This window comes from Clostridium paridis, from assembly GCF_016765615.1.
Lineage (GTDB): Bacteria > Bacillota > Clostridia > Clostridiales > Clostridiaceae > Clostridium_T > Clostridium_T paridis.
Window position 1 is genome coordinate 992578 of record NZ_JAESWA010000022.1, and the last position, 22580, is coordinate 1015157.

General features: G+C 32.0%; 16 protein-coding genes, 8 tRNA genes and 2 riboswitches. Of the genes, 2 read left to right on the forward strand and 22 right to left on the reverse strand.

From position 1 onward, the window contains the following. Nucleotides 1–42: 42 nt before the first annotated feature. Both JK634_RS12605 and JK634_RS12610 read right to left on the reverse strand, forming a co-directional pair. Complete coding sequence (locus tag JK634_RS12605; RefSeq protein WP_202767993.1) at nucleotides 43–615, reverse strand: ECF transporter S component; 573 nt, start codon at nucleotides 613–615, stop codon at nucleotides 43–45. A 99-nt stretch (nucleotides 616–714) separates the two neighbouring features. After that, nucleotides 715–836: riboswitch (FMN riboswitch) on the reverse strand. A 128-nt stretch (nucleotides 837–964) separates the two neighbouring features. Beyond that, a complete protein-coding gene (locus JK634_RS12610) occupies nucleotides 965–3127 on the reverse strand; it encodes a Tex family protein (protein WP_202767994.1) in 2163 nt (720 codons plus the stop codon). 241 nt (nucleotides 3128–3368) lie between these two features. Between JK634_RS12610 and JK634_RS12615 the strand changes: the two genes are divergently transcribed. Beyond that, nucleotides 3369–3869 carry a hypothetical protein gene (locus tag JK634_RS12615; protein ID WP_202767995.1) on the forward strand — a complete coding sequence of 167 codons (501 nt, stop codon included), beginning with the start codon at nucleotides 3369–3371 and terminating at the stop codon, nucleotides 3867–3869. Between the two features lie 61 nt (nucleotides 3870–3930). Here the strand turns inward: JK634_RS12615 and JK634_RS12620 are convergent, their stop codons facing one another. The 11 genes from JK634_RS12620 to recD2 form a co-directional block, all read right to left on the reverse strand. Beyond that, the gene (locus JK634_RS12620) at nucleotides 3931–5328 is read right to left on the reverse strand and encodes an FAD-binding oxidoreductase (protein WP_202767996.1); all 1398 of its coding nucleotides are present in this window, start codon (nucleotides 5326–5328) and stop codon (nucleotides 3931–3933) included. Between the two features lie 4 nt (nucleotides 5329–5332). Continuing rightward, complete coding sequence (locus JK634_RS12625; RefSeq protein ID WP_202767997.1) at nucleotides 5333–6526, reverse strand: electron transfer flavoprotein subunit alpha/FixB family protein; 1194 nt, start codon at nucleotides 6524–6526, stop codon at nucleotides 5333–5335. A gap of 12 nt (nucleotides 6527–6538) precedes the next feature. Next, a complete protein-coding gene (locus JK634_RS12630; RefSeq protein WP_202767998.1) occupies nucleotides 6539–7327 on the reverse strand; it encodes an electron transfer flavoprotein subunit beta/FixA family protein in 789 nt (262 codons plus the stop codon). 27 nt (nucleotides 7328–7354) lie between these two features. Then, entirely contained in the window at nucleotides 7355–8878 is a 1524-nt protein-coding gene (locus JK634_RS12635; RefSeq protein ID WP_202767999.1) for an L-lactate permease, read from the reverse strand. A gap of 226 nt (nucleotides 8879–9104) precedes the next feature. Then, the gene (locus tag JK634_RS12640; protein ID WP_202768000.1) at nucleotides 9105–9791 is read right to left on the reverse strand and encodes a FadR/GntR family transcriptional regulator; all 687 of its coding nucleotides are present in this window, start codon (nucleotides 9789–9791) and stop codon (nucleotides 9105–9107) included. 142 nt (nucleotides 9792–9933) lie between these two features. Further along, nucleotides 9934–11032 (reverse strand): peptide chain release factor 2 gene (gene prfB, locus JK634_RS12645; protein WP_202768001.1). Its coding sequence is split into 2 segments (ribosomal slippage): nucleotides 9934–10953 and nucleotides 10955–11032, totalling 1098 coding nucleotides; the frame shifts between segments, so codons are not numbered across the junction. Between the two features lie 166 nt (nucleotides 11033–11198). Then, on the reverse strand, nucleotides 11199–13718 hold the full coding sequence (gene secA / locus JK634_RS12650; RefSeq protein ID WP_202768002.1) for a preprotein translocase subunit SecA: 2520 nt from the start codon (nucleotides 13716–13718) through the stop codon (nucleotides 11199–11201). A gap of 176 nt (nucleotides 13719–13894) precedes the next feature. Beyond that, nucleotides 13895–14428, reverse strand: a complete 534-nt coding sequence (gene hpf / locus JK634_RS12655; protein ID WP_202768003.1) for a ribosome hibernation-promoting factor, HPF/YfiA family — start codon at nucleotides 14426–14428, stop codon at nucleotides 13895–13897. 469 nt (nucleotides 14429–14897) lie between these two features. Beyond that, nucleotides 14898–15575 carry a ComF family protein gene (locus JK634_RS12660; RefSeq protein ID WP_202768004.1) on the reverse strand — a complete coding sequence of 226 codons (678 nt, stop codon included), beginning with the start codon at nucleotides 15573–15575 and terminating at the stop codon, nucleotides 14898–14900. After that, nucleotides 15560–16576, reverse strand: coding sequence for a hypothetical protein (locus JK634_RS12665; RefSeq protein WP_202768005.1), 1017 nt, complete (start codon nucleotides 16574–16576; stop codon nucleotides 15560–15562). The genes JK634_RS12660 and JK634_RS12665 overlap by 16 nt, the downstream gene beginning before the upstream one ends. 46 nt (nucleotides 16577–16622) lie before the next feature. Further along, nucleotides 16623–18857: an SF1B family DNA helicase RecD2 gene (recD2, locus tag JK634_RS12670; RefSeq protein WP_202768006.1), complete on the reverse strand. Its 2235-nt coding sequence runs from the start codon at nucleotides 18855–18857 to the stop codon at nucleotides 16623–16625. 146 nt (nucleotides 18858–19003) lie between these two features. On the opposite strand from recD2, the gene nagA reads away from it, so the two are divergent. Then, entirely contained in the window at nucleotides 19004–20140 is a 1137-nt protein-coding gene (nagA, locus tag JK634_RS12675; RefSeq protein WP_202768007.1) for an N-acetylglucosamine-6-phosphate deacetylase, read from the forward strand. 76 nt (nucleotides 20141–20216) lie between these two features. Here the strand turns inward: nagA and metK are convergent, their stop codons facing one another. From metK to JK634_RS12720, 9 genes are all read right to left on the reverse strand, one after another. Further along, nucleotides 20217–21392 carry a methionine adenosyltransferase gene (gene metK / locus JK634_RS12680; protein ID WP_202768008.1) on the reverse strand — a complete coding sequence of 392 codons (1176 nt, stop codon included), beginning with the start codon at nucleotides 21390–21392 and terminating at the stop codon, nucleotides 20217–20219. A gap of 93 nt (nucleotides 21393–21485) precedes the next feature. Further along, a riboswitch (SAM riboswitch) is annotated at nucleotides 21486–21590 on the reverse strand. A 128-nt stretch (nucleotides 21591–21718) separates the two neighbouring features. Continuing rightward, nucleotides 21719–21803, reverse strand: a tRNA-Tyr gene (locus JK634_RS12685). Nucleotides 21804–21808: 5 nt separating this feature from the next. Further along, a tRNA-Thr gene (locus tag JK634_RS12690) sits at nucleotides 21809–21883 on the reverse strand. Between the two features lie 26 nt (nucleotides 21884–21909). Next, nucleotides 21910–21985, reverse strand: a tRNA-Val gene (locus tag JK634_RS12695). 26 nt (nucleotides 21986–22011) lie between these two features. Next, a tRNA-Tyr gene (locus tag JK634_RS12700) sits at nucleotides 22012–22096 on the reverse strand. Nucleotides 22097–22103: 7 nt separating this feature from the next. Then, a tRNA-Thr gene (locus tag JK634_RS12705) sits at nucleotides 22104–22178 on the reverse strand. A 26-nt stretch (nucleotides 22179–22204) separates the two neighbouring features. Beyond that, a tRNA-Val gene (locus tag JK634_RS12710) sits at nucleotides 22205–22280 on the reverse strand. Between the two features lie 24 nt (nucleotides 22281–22304). Then, nucleotides 22305–22389: transfer RNA gene (locus tag JK634_RS12715), tRNA-Tyr, on the reverse strand. Nucleotides 22390–22396: 7 nt separating this feature from the next. Beyond that, nucleotides 22397–22471, reverse strand: a tRNA-Thr gene (locus tag JK634_RS12720). Nucleotides 22472–22580 lie beyond the last annotated feature (109 nt).

Below are 22580 nucleotides of genomic sequence, written 5' to 3' on the forward strand. Positions count from 1 at the left end.
AAAAATAAGGTCTAGATTTAAATAAAATCTAGACCTCTATTTTTATCTGTATTCTGTTTTTCTAGCTTCACTATTTAATAAAGCTGATACTTGCTTATACAAAAGCAATGTTGGAACTGAAGCTGCTGCTCCTTTTATTAAGTTAAAAGGTAATGTTGCAGTTGCTATAAATGCTCCTAAATCACCTATTGGAACTTTAAATACATTAACATACATTGGTAGTAGTATAAAATAGTTTAGTAAAACTGCAACAACAGTCATTGCAATTACTGAAACAATTAGTCCAATTAAAGCACCACTAAATGTTCTCTTGTATTTATAAATTAATCCTGCTACTAATACCCAAGTTCCTCCAATTGCAAAATTAGCAAATTCTCCGATAAATGCAGATTGGCTTCCTTTTATTAGTGTATATAATATATTCTTAATTAATTCTATTACTACACCTGCTATTGGTCCTAATGCAAATGAACCTATTAAAGCTGGGATATCTGATAAATCAATTTTTAGAAATGGTGGAAAACCTGGTATTGGGAAATCAAAATACATTAGCACAAATGCCAAACCAGCTAGCAATGCTATTTTTATTTGTTTGTTTAATTTGGAATTACTCATTAATAATACGCCTCCTATATTTCTTCGGGGCAATATTAAGATAAACTAAAAAACCCTGAATCAAAACGATTCAGGGCGAAATAAACGTAGTTACCTAAATATTACCTTCTTCCATCCAGACTATACTGTCGGCTTCGGAGTTTCACCGAATCAACCTTAAATTTATAAGGGTCGCGGGCTATACCGCCGGTGGGGAATTACACCCCGCCCTGAAGATATTAATTTTTTCTTACCTTTATTATATAACTTTGTTTTATTTTTGACAAGTCTTTTATATAGGGTTTTAAGTTCAACTATTAACTTATTTATGTAAGTATAAGTTAAGTTTCCTATCAAAAACCCTATATTATTAATCCACATCTTTCATTGTTAATGATATTCTCTTTCTTTTCTCATCAACTTCTAAAATTTTAACCTTAATAATATCTCCTAATTTTACTACATCAAGTGGATGATTTATTCTTCTATTTGCCATTTGTGACTTATGAACCAATCCATCTTGATGCACTCCAATATCAACAAATGCTCCAAAATCTGAAACATTTCTTACTGTTCCCATCAGTTCCATTCCTGGTTTTAAATCCTTAAGGTCAATAACTCCTGATTTGAATATTGGTTTTGGTAGTTCTTCTCTCGGATCTCTACCTGGTTTTTTAAGTTCTTTAATTATATCTTTTAAGGTAGGTTCCCCAACTTCTAATTTTTCTGCTAATTCTTTTATACCTGCTTTATCAGCTCTTTCATCTATATCAGCTAATTGGCCATTTTTTAATTCATTTTTATTGTATCCTAATTCTGCTATTAGTTTCTTAGCAATTTTATAAGATTCTGGATGTACTGAAGTATTATCTAAAAGTTCTTCACTTTCCATAACTCTTAAGAATCCTGCGCACTGTTCATATGCTTTTTGTCCTAATCTTTTTACCTTAAGTAATTCATTTCTGCTCTTAAACTTACCATTTTCTTCTCTATAAGCCACAATATTTCCTGCTATACTCGAATTAATTCCTGATATATAGCTTAATAATGAAGGGGTAGCAATATTTAAATCTACTCCTACTTTATTAACCGAATCTTCAACTACGCCTTTTAATGATTCATCTAATTTTTTTGGAGTAACATCATGTTGATATTGTCCTACTCCTATTGATTTTGTATCTATCTTAACTAATTCTGCTAGAGGGTCCTGTAATCTTCTTCCTATAGAAATAGCTCCTCTAATAGTAACATCAAGATCTGGATACTCCTTTTGTGCTAACTCTGAAGCTGAGTAAACTGATGCCCCTGCTTCTGAAACTATACAATAAAATAATTCTCTACCAGTCTCATTCTTTATTTCAGTTATCATTCTAGCTATAACTTCTTCCGATTCTCTAGATGCAGTTCCATTCCCTAAGGATATAACTTCTACCCCATGCTTATAAATAAGTCCTTTAAGTGTTTTTATAGTTCCCTCAATATCACTTCTAGGAACTGTTGGATATACAGTAGCCTTCTCTAAGAACTTTCCTGTATCATCTAATACTGCAACTTTACATCCTGTTCTAAAACCTGGATCATAGCCCATTACTACTTTTCCTTTTATAGGCGGCTGCATAAGCAATGCTTTAAGATTTTCCTTGAATATTCTTATTGCTCCCTCTTCACCTTTATCTGTAAGTTCGTTTCTTATTTCTCTTTCAATTGATGGATATATAAGTCTCTTTATGGAATCCTTTATTGCATCTTCTAAATATTTATCAGTAGTTTTATTTCCTTTAAGAATCCTATTTTTAAAATATGTTATTATTTTTTCTTCTGGAGCTACAACCTTTACGCTAAGAATCTTTTCTTTTTCTCCTCTATTAATGGCTAAAATTCTATGTGAAGGTATAAACTTAACTGCTTCAGAATATTCATAATACATTTCATAAGGTGTAGGGCTATCTGATGAGCCTTTTGTCTCTAAAGTACCTTCCCTAAATAAAAATTCTCTAAGCCACTTTCTATAATCTGCATTATCAGAAATTTCTTCAGCAATAATGTCCATTGCACCTTGCACTGCTTCTTCTACAGTATTTACTTGTTTCTCTTCGTCTATATACTTACCTGCCTCATCTAAAACATCTCCACTAAATTCTCCTGTAGAAATTACATCTGCTAGTGGCTTTAATCCCTTTTCTAAGGCAATAGTTGCTCTTGTTCTCTTTTTAGGTTTAAATGGTCTATAGATGTCTTCAACCTCTGACTGCGTTTCAGCTTTTAATATTTTGTTTTTCAGTTCCTCAGTTAGGTTTCCACTCTCATCTATTAACCTAATTACATCTGATTTTCTTTCTTCTAAATTTCTTAGATATATTAATCTCTCTTCAAATTTTCTTAATACTTCATCTGTTAATCCACCAGTTTTTTCTTTTCTATATCTAGCAATGAAAGGTACTGTATTACCTCCATCTAATAATTCAATTACACTCTCAACTTGAGGTAAACTTATTCTTAACTCTTTACTTAAAGTTTCTCTAATATTACTCATATGTCCTCCTTAAAATTCTATTCATATATTATTTTAGCTAAATGTAACAAATTATTCAAACTCTTAACATGATATTGTCACAATAGTCCACTATATTTAGAAGCAGTAACCATTCTATAGGGTTTTAAGTTCAACTAATAAATTATTCATGCCTGAAAATGTCCAGAAGCCGCCATTTTCAAACAAGAATAAATTAAGTTTCCTATAAAAACCCTACATCTCAAAATTAAGGAGTGTTATAATGAAAAATAAGAGTATATTAAAGAAAGCTATAATTCCGGCTCTTGTCTTAGGAATTACTGCAAGTATTTTAACTGGCTGTCAATCAAAAAATAATTCAAACAACAATAAGCAAGCTAATGGCAAAGGATATTTTAAGCAAGGTGGGCAAAGAATGGATCCCGAAGAAAGAAAAAAACAAATGCAAACAAATATTGATGCATTAGTTGCTGATGGCATAATAACAAAGGATCAAGGTACTAAGATATTGGAGGCCTTAACTTCAAATACAAGGAATCAGAATGGGCAAGCTAATAATAGTAATCAAGATAACAATAACAATAACAATAATAATAACAATAGTAATAATAATTCTGAGAATGGCAACAAGAATAGACAAAGATTTAACCCATTAAGTAAATTAGTATCTGATGGGGTTATTACTCAAGACCAAGCCGATAAGGTTTTACAAAAGGTTATGGGGAACTTCCAAAGAGGAAATAATCAACCTACAACCTCGTAAACTAACTCCTTGTTTAAAATAAAAAATGGAGGCATTACCTCCATTTTTTAACTTTAAAGAACTAAATAACTTTTCCTGGGTTTAAAATATTCTTAGGATCAAAAGCTTGTTTAATTCCCCTCATAATAATTAAGTTTTCTTCAGGTATTGCTTTTTTAAGATATGGTCTCTTAGCTAATCCAATGCCATGCTCTCCAGAAACTTGTCCTTTTAATTCTCTTCCTTTAGCATACATATCTTCCATAACATCTTGAAGTTTTTTGTTCCATGTTATTTCATCAAGTTCATCCTTCAAAATATATATGTGTAAATTCCCATCTCCAGCATGTCCAAAACTTCTTATTCTTATCTCATGCTTTTCTTCTAGTTGATGTGTATATTTTATAAATTCTGCAACTTTATTTCTTGGAACTACTACATCCACTTCATCCATTTCAGTAGTAGAGGCTTTTATTGCTTCTAGGAAGGCTCCTCTAGCCGACCAAATAGATTCTTGTCTTTCTTCTGTATCAGAAATTAATACATCTAAAGCTCCATTTTCTAAACATATATTAGCTACCTTTTCATAACTAGCTTCTATTTCTTGCTTTGAGTTACCATCAAAAGTTAATAATAAATAAGCATCTGATTGAGAATCTGGGAACTTCTTTCCTAAAAATTCTTCTGCAGCTATTATTGCAGCTCTTTGCATAAATTCGATTGCTGTAGGAATAGTTTTAGATTTTATTATCTTCGGAACTGTTTCTATAGCCCTATCTAAATCAGGAAAAGGTATAAGTAGAGATATTGCTTTTTTAGGTAATGGTAATAATCTTAATATAGCTTTTGTTACAATTCCAAGTGTTCCTTCTGAACCCACTATTAGATCTTTCAATGCATATCCAGAACTATTTTTTACTACTTTTCCTCCTAAATTTACTATTTCTCCATTTGGAAGTACTACTTCTAAACCTCTTACAAAATCTCTTGTTACTCCATATTTTACAGCTCTCATTCCACCAGCATTTGTGCTTATATTACCTCCGATAGTAGCTGTTTTTTCACCTGGGTCTGGTGGATAAAATAAATCAAATTCCTCAACATATTTTGATATTTCCATTAGTAGTACACCAGTTTCTAATGTAAGCGTCAAATTCTCTTCATCAAGCTCAAGTATTTTATTCATTTTAGATAAGTCAATTACTATTCCGCCATGTATTGGGACAGCAGCCCCAACTAATCCTGTTCCTGAGCCCCTTGGGGTAACTGCAATATTATTTTCGTATGCGTATTTCATAACCTTGGATACATCTTCTGTAGTTATAGCTTGAACTACTAAATCGGGCATTTTTTTAACTGCACCTAATTCATCGTGAGAATAATCTTCACCTATATTTTCTTTATATAAAACCCTCTCATCATCATTTATCATTCTTTTTATTTCTAAATAGTCTTGATTTTCAACTTTTTTATATTCCATGATATTATGCCTCCTTAGCTGATTTTATATTTTCAATAAGCTCTGGCACTATTTCATACATATCTCCAACTATTCCATAGTGAGCTACCTCAAATATAGGTGCCTTTTCATCCTTATTTATAGAAAATATAACGTCTGACTTATTCATACCAGCAGTAAATTGTACTGCCCCTGAGACTCCACAAGTTATAATTAATTTTGGTCTTACAGTTCTTCCGCTTAATCCTACCTGCATTTTTGCATCTGCCCAACCTGATTCTATAAGCGGTCTTGTTACTGCAACTTCTCCACCTAAAAGCTCTGCTAATTCTTTTATCATGCTTAAGTCTTTTTGAGATTTAACTCCTCTGCCTGCTACAACTAGCACCTCTGCATCTGATATTCCAATTTCTGCTTCTTTTTTAAATACTTCTAAAACATTAATTGCTGATTTTAACTTTTCTTCACCTATCTTGCAAGATATAATTTCTCCTGTAAATTCTTCATTTCTTTCTGGTGCAACCATAACCTTGTATCTTACTGTTGCTAATTGTGGTCTTGAATTTGGAGTCACTATTTGAGCCATTATGTTTCCACCAAAGGCCGGTCTTATTTGAACAAGATCTGTATTTTCTTTAATATCAAGAATTGTACAATCTGCAGTTAACCCTGTTCTAAATCTAGCTGCTATTCTAGGTGCCAAGCTTCTGCCTACAGTAGTTGCTCCTACCAAAATAGCTGCTGGTTTAACATTGTTTATAAAGTCTTCAAATGCTGCTGAATATGGTTCAATTCTAAATTCCCTTAAGCTATCGTGATCATACACAAAAACCTTATCAACTCCATAATGCAATAATTCTTGTGCTTTATCTTCAACATTATTTCCTATAAATACACAGTATACTTCTTGTTTAATCTTTTCTGCAAGCTCTCTTGCTTTTCCTATTAATTCAAAAGTTACAGGATGTATATCTCCTTCAACATGATCAACATATACTCCTATTCCTTTCCATAGACTCTTGTCAACTTCAGGTTTTTTCTCACCTTCCACATATTCAAATGCACCCTCAGGTCCTTTTTTTACGCACAATCTACACATTTTACAATTAGCATTTATTTCAACTTTATCATTTACTATTTCCATTGCTCCAAAAGGACACATCTTTATTACTTCATTTTTATCATTAATCTTTTCACTATGAACTACTAACTTTGCCATAATATATTCCCCCTATATAAATCTCAATTCCTTAAGAGTTTGTGCCATCTTTTTAACTATTTGTCCACTTTCATCTTTCCACATTTCTCTATGACTATTTACTTCTGGTGGAAATATTCTTTCTACTTGAGTAGGTGATCCATTTAATCCATATTTCATCTCATCTTGATCTTCAAATTCTTTAAGTGAAATCATCTTTATCTCTTTATCTCTTGTTGCAACTTTTCTTTTAAAGGATGGTAACCTTGGTTCATTAATATCTTTTTCTACTGTTATTAGACATGGGAATTTTATTTCTGCTACTTCAATAGTATTAGGCATATCCATCTCAACTATTAACGAATTATCTCTTGCCTCTTTTATCTTTCTAACATTTGATATATGTGGTAATCCAAGATATTCTGCCATCTCTGGTCCTACTTGTGCAGTATCTCCATCTGTAGTTTGCTTTCCGCAAATTATAATATCAAACTCTCCTAATTTTCTTACTCCTTGAGAGATTGTATAAGAGGTTGCTAATACATCTGCTCCTGCAAATTTTCTATCTGATATTATGGTCCCTTCATCAGCTCCCATTGCATAGGCTTCCTTTATAACATCCATTGCTTGAGGTGGCCCCATTGAAATTACTTTTATTACTCCACCTAATTCTTCTTTTAATCTTATTGCTGTTTCTAAGGCATATAAATCATAAGGGTTCATTTTGGTATCTATTCCATCTCTTTTTAATACGCCTGTAACAGGATCTACCTCTACTTTTGATGTTCCTGGAACTTGCTTAATACAAACAATAATATTCATTCTATATCTCCTCCATATAATTAGTATTTATACTCCTATAAGTCTTCCCCCTAGAAAAACTATGAGTCCCAAAACGACTACATAAACTAAACAGAACTTTAAAGTTGAATTTAATATTGTTCCTTCTTTACCACTCAATCCAGTTGCTGCTGTTGCTACTGCAATACTTTGTGGTGAAATCATCTTGCCAGCAGTTGCTCCAACTGTATTTGCTGCTGCTAACCAATATGGATCAAGATTTAATCCTTTAGCTGCTTCAACCTGTAAGCCCCCAAATAAAACATTGGCTGATGTATCTGAACCTGTAACAAAAGTTCCTAAAGCTCCTATGATAGGTGCTATAAGTGGATATAGTGGACCTGTAATTGCTACTAATACTACAGCTATGGATTTAATCATCCCACTATACTGCATTACTTTTGCTAACGCTACTATTGATAATATAGTTATAAAAGAAATACTCATTTGTTTTATTGTTTTAAATAATACCTTGGTAATCTCTTTAAATGAAAATCCTTGAATAAACCCTGCTAAATATGTTGCTATTATAATTAAAGTACCTGGAGCTGTAATCCATTGGAATGTGTAAGGTTTTCCTCCTACCCCATGATAAAGCTTTATTGAAGTTTTAATTGATGCTAAAGGTCCGTTTATTGCTGAAATTAGCGGCGAAGCTAATAATATAAACGAAAATACCAATATGAAAGGCAACCATGCCATTAACCCTTTTTTAAAACCAATGGCCTCTGTATTCTTTTGAGCTTTATCTTTATGAAATATCTTCGCCCAAAGAATTGTTGCTCCCATAGAAACAACTGATCCTAATATTGCCGGAAGTTCTGCTCCTAAATATTTAGCTACTATCACTTGCGGAACTGCAAAAGCTAGTCCAGATACTATAGAAATTCCTAATACTCCATTAATGGCCTTTACACTCTTACCAGTTATCATAACTAATGCAATTGGCACTACAATAATGAGCGCGAATAGTTGCATTGAAACCGCATAAGATAAAGGCGCTACCTGAATTCCAGTTACATTAGCAAGTGTAGATACTGGTAGTCCAACAGCTCCAAACGCAGTTGGTGTTGTATTTGCCATAAGGCATATTACTGCTGCAAATACTGGTTCGAATCCTAAGGCAACCATTATACTTGCTGGTATTGCAACTGCTGTTCCAAATCCTGCTACTGCCTCTAGAAATCCTCCAAATCCCCATGCTAGTATAAGTACCAATATTCTTTTATCTGTAGTTATACTTGTCATGATTTTCTTTATGACATCCATTCCACCCGTATGTAGTGTAAGATTATAAGTAAATACTGCGGCTATTATTACAATCATGATAGGCCATAAACCCATTGCAAACCCTTCTAAGGTTGCACCAAATACATTTGTTATTGAAACTTTCCAAACTAAAACTGCTAATACTATTGTTATAACTAGTGCTATAGGGATTGCTTTATATCCTGGGATCTTTAATTTACCTAAGGATACCATTAGCCATATTATTGGTAATAAGGCTATTAAAAATAATACGTAATTATTCATATACTCCTCCCCCTAATATTGGTTCTACCAATGTTAAAATTGGTCTGACCAATTCTTACAATTATATTGTAAACCTTTTCTCGTATGAATGGAATAATAAATAAAAATAAAACAAGGCTTTTTATTTTTTTTATTAAAAAGCCTTGTTTCAAATACAATATTACTATTTTATCAAAAATACTTATATTTTTTAAATAATTTATTAAAGTGACTGTTAAAAGATTAACTACATTTTGACAGATTGTTTTATTAAAGTATAATGTTTTTCCATTGCTTTAATTATCTTTTCTTCATCTCTGCTTCTTAATGCTAAGTATATACTTTCATGTATTTCTACTAATTTTCTGTCATTCTTAAATAAATCTATAATTTGACTTCTATATTCCTTAATTGATATTTCTATTAATTTCGAAACAACATTTAAAACATTTATTATTAACTTATTTCTGCTTGTAGTTGTAATAAGGTTATGAAATTCTTTATCTAGAATGCTACTTCTTTCCTCACTATCAGTTTCTTTCATTTCGCTTATTATTGCTAGCAACCTATCCATTTCATAGTCCTTTATATTTTTAGCTGCCAATCTACAACATTCTAATTCTAGAACTTCTCTTAATTGAAATATATCCTTTGGACTACTTTCCTGTAGCATAAACATTACTGATAAAGGTTCAAATAACGATGTTGCAAAGTCATCTTTTATATAATTTCCTGCACCTTGTTTGCTTTCAACTAGTCCAATTATTTCTAATGCTCTGATTGCCTCCCTTACAGAAGTTCTTGATACCTTAAGATTTTCAGCAAGTTCTCTTTCTGTTGGAAGTTTATCTCCTTTTTTTAATTCTCTTTTAAATACCATATCTTTTATACTATCTATAACCACTTCATAAGCCTTTGTATTTTTAACTTCCATAATTACTACCCTCTTTTATGTTTTCTTTACATATAGAATACCATATAAAAGATTTACTTCAAAGTTTATGAATAATTAAAAAGTCTATAAATGCTAAAAACGCTAGAAAATTTAAATCTAGCGTTTTTACTCTTAATTATTTTTAATTTTGACTTAAATATGCATTAATAAAATCTTGGATAGCTCCATCCATTACACTATTAACATTGGATGTTTCATAATTAGTTCTATGATCTTTTACCATTGAATAGGGGTGGAATACATATGATCTTATTTGACTTCCCCATCCCATGTCTTTAAGTTCTCCAGTTAAGTCTTCAATCTTTTCTTTATGAGCTCTTTCTTTTAATTCAATTAATTTTGCTTTAAGCATATTCATTGCTGTTTCTCTGTTTTGAATCTGACTTCTTTCATTTTGGCACTGAACTATTATTCCAGTTGGTATATGCGTAATTCTAACAGCCGATTCTGTTTTATTTACGTGCTGCCCACCTGCTCCACTTGCTCTATAGGTATCAGTCTTAAGATCCGTAGGATTTATTTCTATATCTTGTTCCTTCGTAAGTTCTGGCAATACTTCTACTGATGCAAAAGAAGTTTGGCGTTTACCATTTGCATTATATGGAGAAATTCTTACCAATCTATGAATTCCTTTTTCAGCTTTAAGATATCCATATGCAAATTCACCTTCAACTCTTAAGGTTACACTTTTAACTCCTGCTTCATCTCCAGGTAAATAATCTAATGTCTCTAACTTATATCCTCTACTTTCACAGTAACGAGTATACATTCTTAATAGCATTTCTGTCCAGTCATTAGCGTCAGTTCCACCTACTCCTGTATGCAAGGTTAAAATCGCATTATTTCTATCATATTCTCCTGATAAAAGTATTTCTATTTTCAACTTTTCCACTTCATTGTTAAGCATATTAATTTCATTAATAGCCTCTTTTATAGTTTCTTCATCATCTTCTTCTGCTAGTTCGATTAATACTTCTATATCCTCTACTCTAGTAAAAAGTGAATTAAAATATTCTATTTTATCCTTAACTCTTTTAGCTTCTTGAGTTATTTCTCCAGCTTTTGCTATATCATCCCAAAAGCCTTTTTCTTGCATGTTTAATTCTAATTCCTGAAGCTTCTTATTTAAACCTGAAAGGTCAAAGTGAAGCCCCCATTTCCTCTAATATTTCTTTTATGACTTTAAATTTCGAAATAGAATTTTCTAGTTCTAAAATCATTTACATCACCGCTTTCTAACATTATTTATATTATAGAGTTTTAGGTTCAATTAATAACCTACTTATACATCAACAAACAAAGTTTCATAAAAGACACTTTTTCTAACTTATCTCTTAATTCAAAGAAACTCAGCTAAGCTGAGTTTCTTTAACTAATTATTTATCCTTATATACTAGTTCTTCCATGGCAGTTCTTATATTTCTTTCCTGAACCACATGGGCAAAGATCATTTCTTCCAACCTTCTTTTCTTTCTTAACTGGTTGTTTCTTTGCTTCTTCCTCTTCACCACCATGAGAAGCGCCTGTAACTTCTGCAACTCTTTCTCTTTCTGGTGCTTTTTCTACTCTTACATGGAATAACATTCTAACAGTTTCAAGTTTAATATTTTCAATCATTTCATCGAACATATTAGAACCTTCAAATTGATATGCTTGGGTAGGGTCTTGTTGCTTATATGCTCTTAATCCTATACCTTGTTTTAAGTGATCCATGCTATCAATATGATCCATCCACTTTGTATCTACTGCTCTTAATAAAATAATTCTTTCAACTTCCCTCATTTGCTCTTCGCCAAATTCAAGTTCTTTTCCAGCATATATCTCATTAGCTTTTGATAATAGAGCTTCTTTTATTTCCTCATTTGAAAGTTTAGCTAACTCATCTACAGTAAAGGTTCCATGTGGAATGCATATGTCTTCTAAATATACTAAAAGATTCTTCACTTGAGTATCTATATCATCTTCAGCATTAACTAAATGTGCATCTACAGAAGCATGAATAAGTTCTCTAGTCATATCCATAACTTCAGTCTTAACATTCTCACCTTCTAAAACTTCAGCTCTTTGTTTGTAGATAATTTCTCTTTGCATATTCATTACATCATCGTAGCCAAGTAATGTTTTTCTTATATCAAAGTTATTTCCTTCTACTTTCTTTTGAGCATTTTCTATAGATTTTGAAACCATTTTACTTTCTATAGCTTCATCTTCTTTTAGACCAAGTTTATCAACCATTGGAGCAATTCTCTCAGATCCAAATATTCTCATTAAATCATCTTCAAGAGAAATATAGAATCTTGAAGATCCTGGATCCCCTTGACGTCCAGATCTACCTCTTAACTGATTATCTATTCTTCTTGATTCATGTCTTTCAGTACCTATTATTTTTAATCCGCCAAGCTCTGTAACACCTTCACCAAGCTTAATATCAGTACCTCTACCTGCCATGTTAGTTGCTATAGTAACCATTCCTCTTTCACCAGCATGAGTAATGATTTCTGCTTCTTGTTCATGATACTTAGCATTAAGAACTTGATGAGGGATTCCTCTTTTCTTTAATAAAGATGAAAGTAGTTCAGATCTTTCAATACTTACAGTACCAACTAGAACTGGCTGACCTGTCTCATATGTTTCTGCAATCTCTTCAACTACTGCCATAAACTTACCTAGTTCACTTTTATACACTAAATCTGGATGATCCATTCTTGCTATTGGCATATGTGTAGGTATAACTATAACATCTAGACCATAGATTTCTCTAAATTCTATTTCTTCTGTTAATGCAGTACCTGTCATACCAGAAAGTTTTTCATATATTCTAAAGTAGTTTTGGAATGTTATTGTTGCAAGTGTTTTAGATTCTCTTTCTACTTTTACTCCTTCTTTTGCTTCTATTGCTTGATGAAGACCATCAGAGTATCTTCTACCTTCCATAAGTCTTCCTGTAAATTCATCTACTATTATAACTTCTCCATCTTTAACCATGTAATCTTTATCTCTTTTCATTACATAGTTAGCTTTAAGAGCTTGAGTTATATAGTGCTGTAATTCCATATTCTCTGCATCAGCATAGTTTTGCACTTGAAATGCACCTTCTGCCATCTTAACGCCTTCTTCTGTTAACATCGCAGCATTTGCCTTTTCATCAATTGTGTAGTGCTCTTCAAACTTAAGCTTTTTAACAAAGAAATCTGCTATCTTATAAAATTCAGTAGACTTCTCTCCTGCCCCTGAAATAATAAGTGGAGTTCTTGCCTCATCTATTAATATTGAGTCAACCTCATCTACAATAGCAAAGTTTAACTTTCTTTGAACTCTTTCTTCTTTGTAAATTACCATATTATCTCTTAAGTAATCAAAACCAAACTCATTGTTTGTTCCATAAGTTATATCTGAATTATATGCTTCTCTTCTTTGATCATTGTTTAGTTCGTGAACAATAACTCCAGTAGTTAATCCAAGAAATTCATATACATTACTCATCCAGTCTCTATCTCTTTTTGCAAGGTAATCATTAACTGTAACTATATGAACCCCTTTTCCAGTTAAAGCATTTAAATAAGCTGGTAAGGTTGCCACTAATGTTTTACCTTCACCAGTTTTCATTTCTGAAATTCTTCCTTGGTGTAATACGATACCACCAATTAATTGTTCTCTATAATGTTTAAGTCCAATTGTTCTCCAAGCTGCTTCTCTTACTACTGCAAAAGCTTCAGGTAAAATATGATCTAAAGATTCTCCATCTTCTTGTACTCTCTTTTTAAATTCATCAGTTTTAGCTCTAAGTTCTTCATTACTTAGTGCTTCCAGCTCTGGTCCTAATGCATCTATCTTGTCAACTATAGGTTTAATTCTTTTTACTTCCCTATCGCTATAGCTTCCAAAGACTTTACTAATTATCCCCATATTTATCCTCACAATCTTCTATTTATTTTATAATTCTACTTCTATATTATAGCATTGACTACACATTTTGCAAGGTTTTGGTCAATCCAATAATTATTTTATAATTTTTATATCAGAAACTTAAAAACTCAGCTTTCGCTGAGTTTTATTATAAATATAATTTTTTTACGTATGTTTTAAAATTCTGCTTCAATTAAACCATATTGACCATCTTTTCTCTTATATACAACATTCATGTCATTTGTCTCTCCATCTTGATATACAAAGAAATTATGTCCTAATAGTTCCATTTGTAATATAGCTTCTTCAGTTGACATTGGCTTTACATTGAACCTTTTTGTCTTAACAACTTTGAATTCTTGTTCATCTTCTTCTGGAATTGATTCAAAGCTAACATATCTTAGTGAGTCAGCTCCACCATGAGATCTCCTAGAAATTTTTGTTCTTTGTTTTCTAATTTGTCTTTCTAGCTTCTCTTCAACTAAATCTATTGACCTATATAAATCATCTGTTGATTCTTCTCCTCTAAGTATAATTCCATTAAAAGGAATGGTTACTTCGATAGTTTGTCTATTCTTTTGTACACTTAAGGTTGCTCTAGCTTCAACATCTGGATTAAAATACTTTCCTAACTTGGAAATTTTCTTTTCAACAGTGTCTTTTAATGCTTGTGTTAATTCAATATTTTTTGCAATTACAGTTACTTTCATAAGGTCAACCCCCTCTTATACTTTAACTCTTATGTTAAGAATTAAGTACTTGTTTGTTAATATTATTTTACAATTATTTTTACATAATATCAATACGAATTTTCTGAATTTACAGAATATTTAGTGAGTTTAGGTTGTGAAATCTCCTTTTTTCTTGCTTTTTCCCCTTTATAGGACATTTATTTACGTATATTACGATAAATAAAAAAAACAGCCTGTAATAGACTGTTATCTAACATTATATATTGTAATAAAGCTAGTTGACCTGGTTTTTGACCCCACACTCGCCTGCTGGAACTTTTGCTACCCGGAATTAACCTCTCACTACTAGCTCTCTCAATTTAAAAATTGGCAGGACTTACCTCTATACCGCACCATGCTCATTAAAACTTTGTTTAACTTACGTGGATCGTTTCGCCTGCGACTGGCATCGACTTTCAACCACAAACCTAGCTTTATACTCTTTCTATTATAGCTTGCTTTTTGCAATAGTCAATATTTTTACTTCTTTAGCTCCGCTTTTTTTCAATTCTCTAGCACATGATATTACAGTTGCTCCCGTTGTAAAAATATCATCAATAAGAATTATTTTCTTTCCTTTAATATTCTCTATATTATTGGTATAAAAGGCATCTTCTACATTTTTAAAACGTTCCTTTTTTGTAAGCTTTTTTTGTTCTCCTATATTTTTCTTCTTAGCTAACAATGGAGAAGTAGGTATGAAATAATACTTTCCTAGACCTTTTGCCAAGTACAAGCACTGGTTAAACCTTCTTTTTTTCTCCTTATCTTTGCTAAGTGGTACATAAGTTATGACATCACCCTTGATATTCCATTCCTTCATACCTTCTATTAATAAACCTATTAGAAAATCTCCAGTATAAAATTCTCTCTTTTCTTTAAAGTTTATTATTAATGTTTTTAATTCTTTGGTGTAATATACACATGAATAAATAGTATATATATTTTGTCTATATTCTCTTATCTCGGGACTAGTTACTTTTATCAATTTCTTTTTGCATACATTACATATAACTTCCTCTTCTTCTAGTCTCCCACAAATAGAACATTTATCATTTTTAGGATAAATAATTATTAAAAAACATTCAAAAAGGTATTTTAGTATAGCTTTTATTGCTTCTCCCATACTAATTTATTTAACTCTCTTGTTATCTCCTTTGCTTTTTCCATTGACGATGTAATCTCATTTGCCACTAAAATCATCTCGCCAAATTCACTATTTCTATAACCAACTTTTCCACAAAGAAAAACTATTTTTTTATAATCAAACCTACTTTTATGAGCTTTCAATACTATTACATCAATATTCCCAAAGGTTTTTAATGATTCTCCTATATATTCCGTAATTATCATTACTGGCTCTTTTTGATTAGTTATTCTTTTTTCAAATTTTTTTATTTCGTCTTGCTCGCTAAACCTAATAACAGTTACATCTGAAAAAATAGAAATTTTATTTTTATAAAGTTCATAGACTTTATCCGCTGAATCTTTGCTTGGAGTATGGATTACAACTCTTCTTCCATTCTCTTTAAACCACTTAAAATATTCATATAATAAGTAAGGAATATCTTCTTCAAGATTAATTCTTGTTGTTATGAACCTCGGCTCAATCATTGGATAAGAATTAAGAATGCCTCCTAATTCAAGCTTTTGTATATTATTAAATACATTCTCTATTGAATAGATAATAATCTTATTAGTATATCTATATACTCTTTCAATTCTCTCTGTTATCTGTAATTTTGAACAATTTGAAAAGCTAGTTATATCATCATAAATTATTAACTCAATTTCTTCTTTTAATACATCAACATTGGAAGAACTTATAAAATAAAGAACCCCATTTTCTATTGTTCCATTCAATTGTTTTACATAGGAATATCTTATATCACCTAAGTGTTCTTTAATATATTTAACCAGTTCCCAGTTATTGTCATAGCCATTAATTATATAAACAACCTTTTTGTTCTTTTTTAACAAACTAAAAATTATCTCTGAAAATAGGATGGAGCTATTATATGGCCTAGAAATAATATTTAGCATTTTATTTCCTTCTCTGGCATACCATGAATTAATTTTATTTTTAGCAAAGTTCAATTCTTTCAAATTATTTTTTTCTACTTCCATCTTATTATCCTCTCTTGAATATATTCAAGTTATTAGTTTAGTTATTCTACGTATTAATAAAAGCCTCATGAGTAATTATATCTTTAATTCTATATTTTAAAGATGAGAATCTTTCCATAGACTTAGTATTTTCAATCATAAACTTTAAGGCCTTAACTGACCCTACTATAACAACTAATTCTTTAGCCCTTGTTATACCTGTATATAGTAAATTTCTGTTCATTAAAAATGGAGATCCCATATATGAAGGTATTATTATCACAGGAAATTCACTTCCTTGACTTTTGTGAATTGTAATTGAATACGCTAAATCTAGTTCATCTAGAAATATAAAATCATATACAACTTTTCTTTCTTCTTCAAATACTACAGTCAAAGTTTTTTCTTCCTCATCTATTGAATGAATAAATCCCATATCACCATTAAAAACACCTACACCTTCTGGTTCCCCAGCTCCACTTATCCTCTTCCACTTTAAAGTGTAGTTATTCTTAGTTTGCATAACCTTGTCACCAACGCGAAAAACCCCTTCTTTTAATGCCTTTTCTTTCTTATTAAAAGCAGGTGGATTTAATATTTGCTGTAATTGCGTATTTAAATTACTAACACCCAATAATCCTTTTTTCATCGGTGAGAGAATTTGAAGATGCTTAAGCTTATCCCATTCGCTATTAAATTTAGGCAATCTTACATTTACAAGGTCTATTAAAGTTGATAGCACTTTATCTAAGGATTCTTCTTTAATAAAAAAGAAATCCTTATCCCTATCATTTAACAGAGGCATTTCGCCTTGATTTATTTTGTGAGCATTTACTATTATCATACTCTCATTTCCTTGTCTAAATATCTCTTTAAGTCTTATTACTTCCGTAAATTCACTTTCAATTAGGTCTTTAAGTACATTTCCTGGCCCTACTGAAGGCAATTGATCTACGTCTCCAACAAATATTACTCTAGTTCCAACTTTAATAGCCTTTAATAATGAATTCATCACCATTACATCAATCATAGATGCCTCATCTATAATTACTACATCAGCTTCAAGTGGACTAGACTCATCTCTACCAAAAAAACTTCTTTCTTCTTCATCAGAAACACCCATTTCTAATAGCCTGTGGATAGTTTTAGCTTCCTTTCCAGTAGACTCACTCATTCTTTTGGCTGCTCTTCCTGTCGGGGCTCCTAATACTACTTTATATGATGACTTTTCAAAAATACTAATTATACATTTAATTATAGTAGTTTTTCCTGTTCCTGGCCCCCCAGTAATAATTTCTATTCCATTTGTAAATGCCCCCATTATGGCATTTTTTTGCGATGGTGCGAATTTAATATCATTAGCACTTTCAAATCTCGATATTTCATATTCTATATCTGTATTTATTTTTTGGAAGTTTGCAACCGAAAGGGTTAATATTCTTTTAGTTATACCTATTTCACAATAATAATATGGTAGTGTAAAAACACATTCCTTATCCTGTATTTTTTCTAAAATTAACTTTTGTGCTGCACAAGAATTAATTAAATTCTGAGTTATCACATCTTCAGAAACAGTCAAAACTTCTCTTCCCTCTTTTATTAACTTTTCTTTTGGCATATATGTATTTCCATTTGCACAAAATTCATTAATTACATACTTTATTCCGCTCTCTATTCTAAATGGTGAATCTGCCTCAATTCCAATACTTCTAGCAATTTTATCTGCTGTTTTAAATCCTATTCCTGAAATTTCTTCACAAAGCAGGTATGGGTTCTCCTTAACAGCTGCAATAGAATCACTTCCAAGAGTTTTATATATTTTAATACATTGATTGGTAGTAACTCCATGACTTTGAAAAAAAATAATTATATTCTTTAGTTCCTTTTGCTCTTCATATGACTCTTTTATTAGAAGAAACTTTTTCTCTCCAATTCCTTCAATTTCTCTTAATCTATCTATATTCTTGTCTAAAATATCTAAAGACTCTTCACCAAACTTAGCAATAATTTTCTTTGCTGTAATAGGCCCAATTCCATATATTACACCTGAAGATAAATATTTTTCAATTCCTTCAACTGTATTAGGAACTATTTCTTCGCATTCTTCTATCTTTATTTGTCTCCCAAAGCTAGGGTGCAAGACCCACGCTCCTTTTATCTTTAAGTTCTGTCCTTCCTTTATATAAGGTACAACACCTACAGCTGTAAAAGTTGTGGTTCCATTTGAAAGCTTTGCAACCATATATCCATTATCTTCGTTATGAAAAACTATACTTTCCACAACTCCACTTACTTCTTCCATAACATCTCTCCTGCTTAAGTATAACTATAATTTAACTTTTTAACTTATATACTAAGATTATACCACAATTTGTACTATTTAAATCGCTCTTTAATAGTTGACTGAAATAGTATTTGAAGCTATTCTATTTTTAGGGGGTGACATTAATGTTAATTAAAAATGTCAATATAATTTACTTAGATAAAATTGAAAAAGGTTCTGTTCTTATTGAAGACGGAAAAATTAAATCACTAAATCCCTCAAGCTATGATACTAATGAAATAATCGATGGCGAAGGATTATATCTATCTGCTGGCTTTATAGATGTTCATATCCATGGTGCTGGTGGTTATGACACAATGAATGGTACCTTTGAAGCTATAAATGAAATAGCTAAAAATATAGTAAAGCATGGAACAACATCCTTTACTCCAACAACGATGACAGTAGCAGTTGAAGATATTCATAAATCAATGGAAGCAATATCATATGCTAAAACTCATGGTACAGATGGAGCAAATGTCTTAGGTGCTCACTTAGAAGGTCCTTTTATTAGCCCACAAGCTATAGGAGCACAAAATCCAAACTTCTTACAAAGACCATCAGTTGAAACTTATAATAATATGGTTAGTGGATTTGAAGATGCAGTTACTTCTATTACAGTTGCACCTGAAGTTGATGGTGCTCTTGAATTGATATCTTACTTAAATTCTAAAGGCGTAAGAGTTTCAGTTGGCCATACAAAAGCAACTTATAATGAAGTAGTTTCTGGTATCAAGGCTGGAATTTCTCATTCTACTCATTTATTCAATGCAATGACTGGACTACACCATAGAGAACCAGGAGCTATTGGTGCAATTTTTGATACTGATATTACAACTGAAACTATCTCCGATGGAATTCACATTGCTTACCCATCTCTAAGAGTGGCTTACAAAACTAAAACTACTGATAAAGTTTTATTAATTACTGATGCAATGGAAGCTTGTTGTATGCCTGATGGGAAGTACTCATTAGGAGGTCAGCCTGTTTTTGTAAAAGATGGTGCTGCTAGACTTGAAAATGGAGCATTGGCAGGCTCAATCTTAACTCTTGATAAAGCTGTTAAGAATGTTTTTGATAATTCTAATTATCCTTTGTATGAAGTTGTTAAAATGGCTACTTATAATCCAGCTAAACACTGCAAAGTTGATAATAAAAAAGGCTTAATCAAAGAAGGTTTTGATGCAGATTTAGTTTTATTTGATGATAATATTAATATTAAATATTCAATTGTAAACGGAAAAATTATATTTAAAGCATAAAAAAACAAATACCCCCAGAATGTCAATGACATCCTGGGGGTATTTCATTGTAAAAAACTATTACGTTAATTTTTTATTATAGTAAAGCTTTTATTTCTTCAACTCTGTTTAATTCTTCCCATGGAAGGTTTAAATCTGTTCTTCCAAAGTGACCATAAGCAGCAGTTTGCTTAAATATTGGTCTTCTTAAGTCTAGATCTCTTATTATAGCAGCTGGTCTTAAGTCGAAAACCTTATTTATGATTTCTACTATTTTATCATCAGCTATTTTTCCAGTACCAAAAGTATCAACTTCTATAGAAACTGGCTTTGCAACTCCAATTGCATATGCTAATTCTATTTCTAATTTAGTTGCTACGCCTGCAGCAACTAAGTTTTTAGCTACCCATCTAGCAGCATAAGCAGCACTTCTATCAACCTTAGTTGGATCTTTACCTGAGAATGCTCCACCACCGTGTCTTCCGTATCCACCATAGGTATCAACAATAATTTTTCTTCCTGTTAGACCTGAATCTCCTTGTGGTCCTCCAATAACAAATCTTCCAGTTGGATTAATGTAATATTTTGTTTCACTATCTAGTAGTTCAGCAGGTATTACAGCTTTAATTACATGCTCAATCATGTCTTCTTTTATTTGTTCTTGAGTTGCCTCTGGCCCATGTTGTGTTGAAATAACAATTGCATCGATTCTTTTAACTTTATCTCCATCATATTCAACTGTTACTTGAGTCTTTCCATCTGGTCTTAAATATTCTAATGTACCATTCTTTCTTACTTCTGATAATCTTCTTGAAAGTCTATGAGCCATTGCTATAGGTGCAGGCATAAATTCTGGTGTTTCATTTGTTGCAAATCCAAACATCATACCTTGGTCTCCAGCACCTACTGCATCAATCTTGTCCATATCCCCTTCTCTTGATTCAAGAGCCTCATCAACACCTTGTGCTATATCTGAAGATTGTTCATCTATTGTAGTTAATACTGCACATGTTTCGCAGTCAAAGCCAAATTTTGCTCTATCATATCCAATTTCTTTTACTGTTTTTCTTACGATTTTAGGAATGTCCACATAACATGATGTAGATATTTCTCCCATTACCATAACCATTCCTGTAGTAACAGTAGTCTCACAAGCTACTCTTGCATATGGATCTTTAGAGATAATGTCATCTAATATTGAATCCGAAATTTGATCACAGATTTTATCTGGATGTCCTTCTGTAACTGATTCTGAAGTAAATAATCTTTTCATTTTTTTCTCCTTTCATTTAAAACAATACTCAGACTTTATTTTTCAAAAAAATAAAGTCTCCTCGATAAGAAGAGACTAATAATACTATTCTCTCTCTTATCTCGCAGAAATATAAATTCTGCAGGAATTGGCACCTTGTGTAACACACAGGTTGCCGGGTTTCATCGGGCCCTTTCCCTCCGCCTCTCTTGATAAGAGTTATTAAATTTTACGCTATCTGATTTTAACACTTTATATTATATATGTCAATATAAAAAAATCCACATAAAAATTATTTTCAAGATATATTCATTTATAATAAAAAAAGTAGACAAATTGTCTACTTTTGGTGGAGGAGGACGGATTCGAACCATCGAAGCGAAACGCAACAGATTTACAGTCTGCCCCCTTTGGCCACTCGGGAACTCCTCCATAAATGGAGCTGGCAATAGGAATCGAACCTACAACCTGCTGATTACAAGTCAGCTGCTCTACCGTTGAGCCATGCCAGCATATTATTAATTTTATATAGTTATAATGGTGGGCACAACAGGGTTCGAACCTGTGACCCCCTGCTTGTAAGGCAGGTGCTCTCCCAGCTGAGCTATGCGCCCTTATTTGTAAAAAATAATTAATTAATTGGTGGAGGAGGACGGATTCGAACCATCGAAGCGAAACGCAACAGATTTACAGTCTGCCCCCTTTGGCCACTCGGGAACTCCTCCATATTAGTGGAGCTGGCAATAGGAATCGAACCTACAACCTGCTGATTACAAGTCAGCTGCTCTACCGTTGAGCCATGCCAGCATATTATTAATTTTATATAGTTATAATGGTGGGCACAACAGGGTTCGAACCTGTGACCCCCTGCTTGTAAGGCAGGTGCTCTCCCAGCTGAGCTATGCGCCCTTATTATAAAAATGATTAATTAATTGGTGGAGGAGGACGGATTCGAACCATCGAAGCGAAACGCAACAGATTTACAGTCTGCCCCCTTTGGCCACTCGGGAACTCCTCCATATTAATGGAGCTGGCAATAGGAATCGAACCTACAACCTGCTGATTACAAGTCAGCTGCTCTACCGTTGAGCCATGCCAGCATATTATTAATTAATCCTTATACACTTTATTATGAATACTATCTACAAATTATATACTATTCATTGTTTACCTAACTACGTTGACCGACAATGAATAGTATAAGGGGAT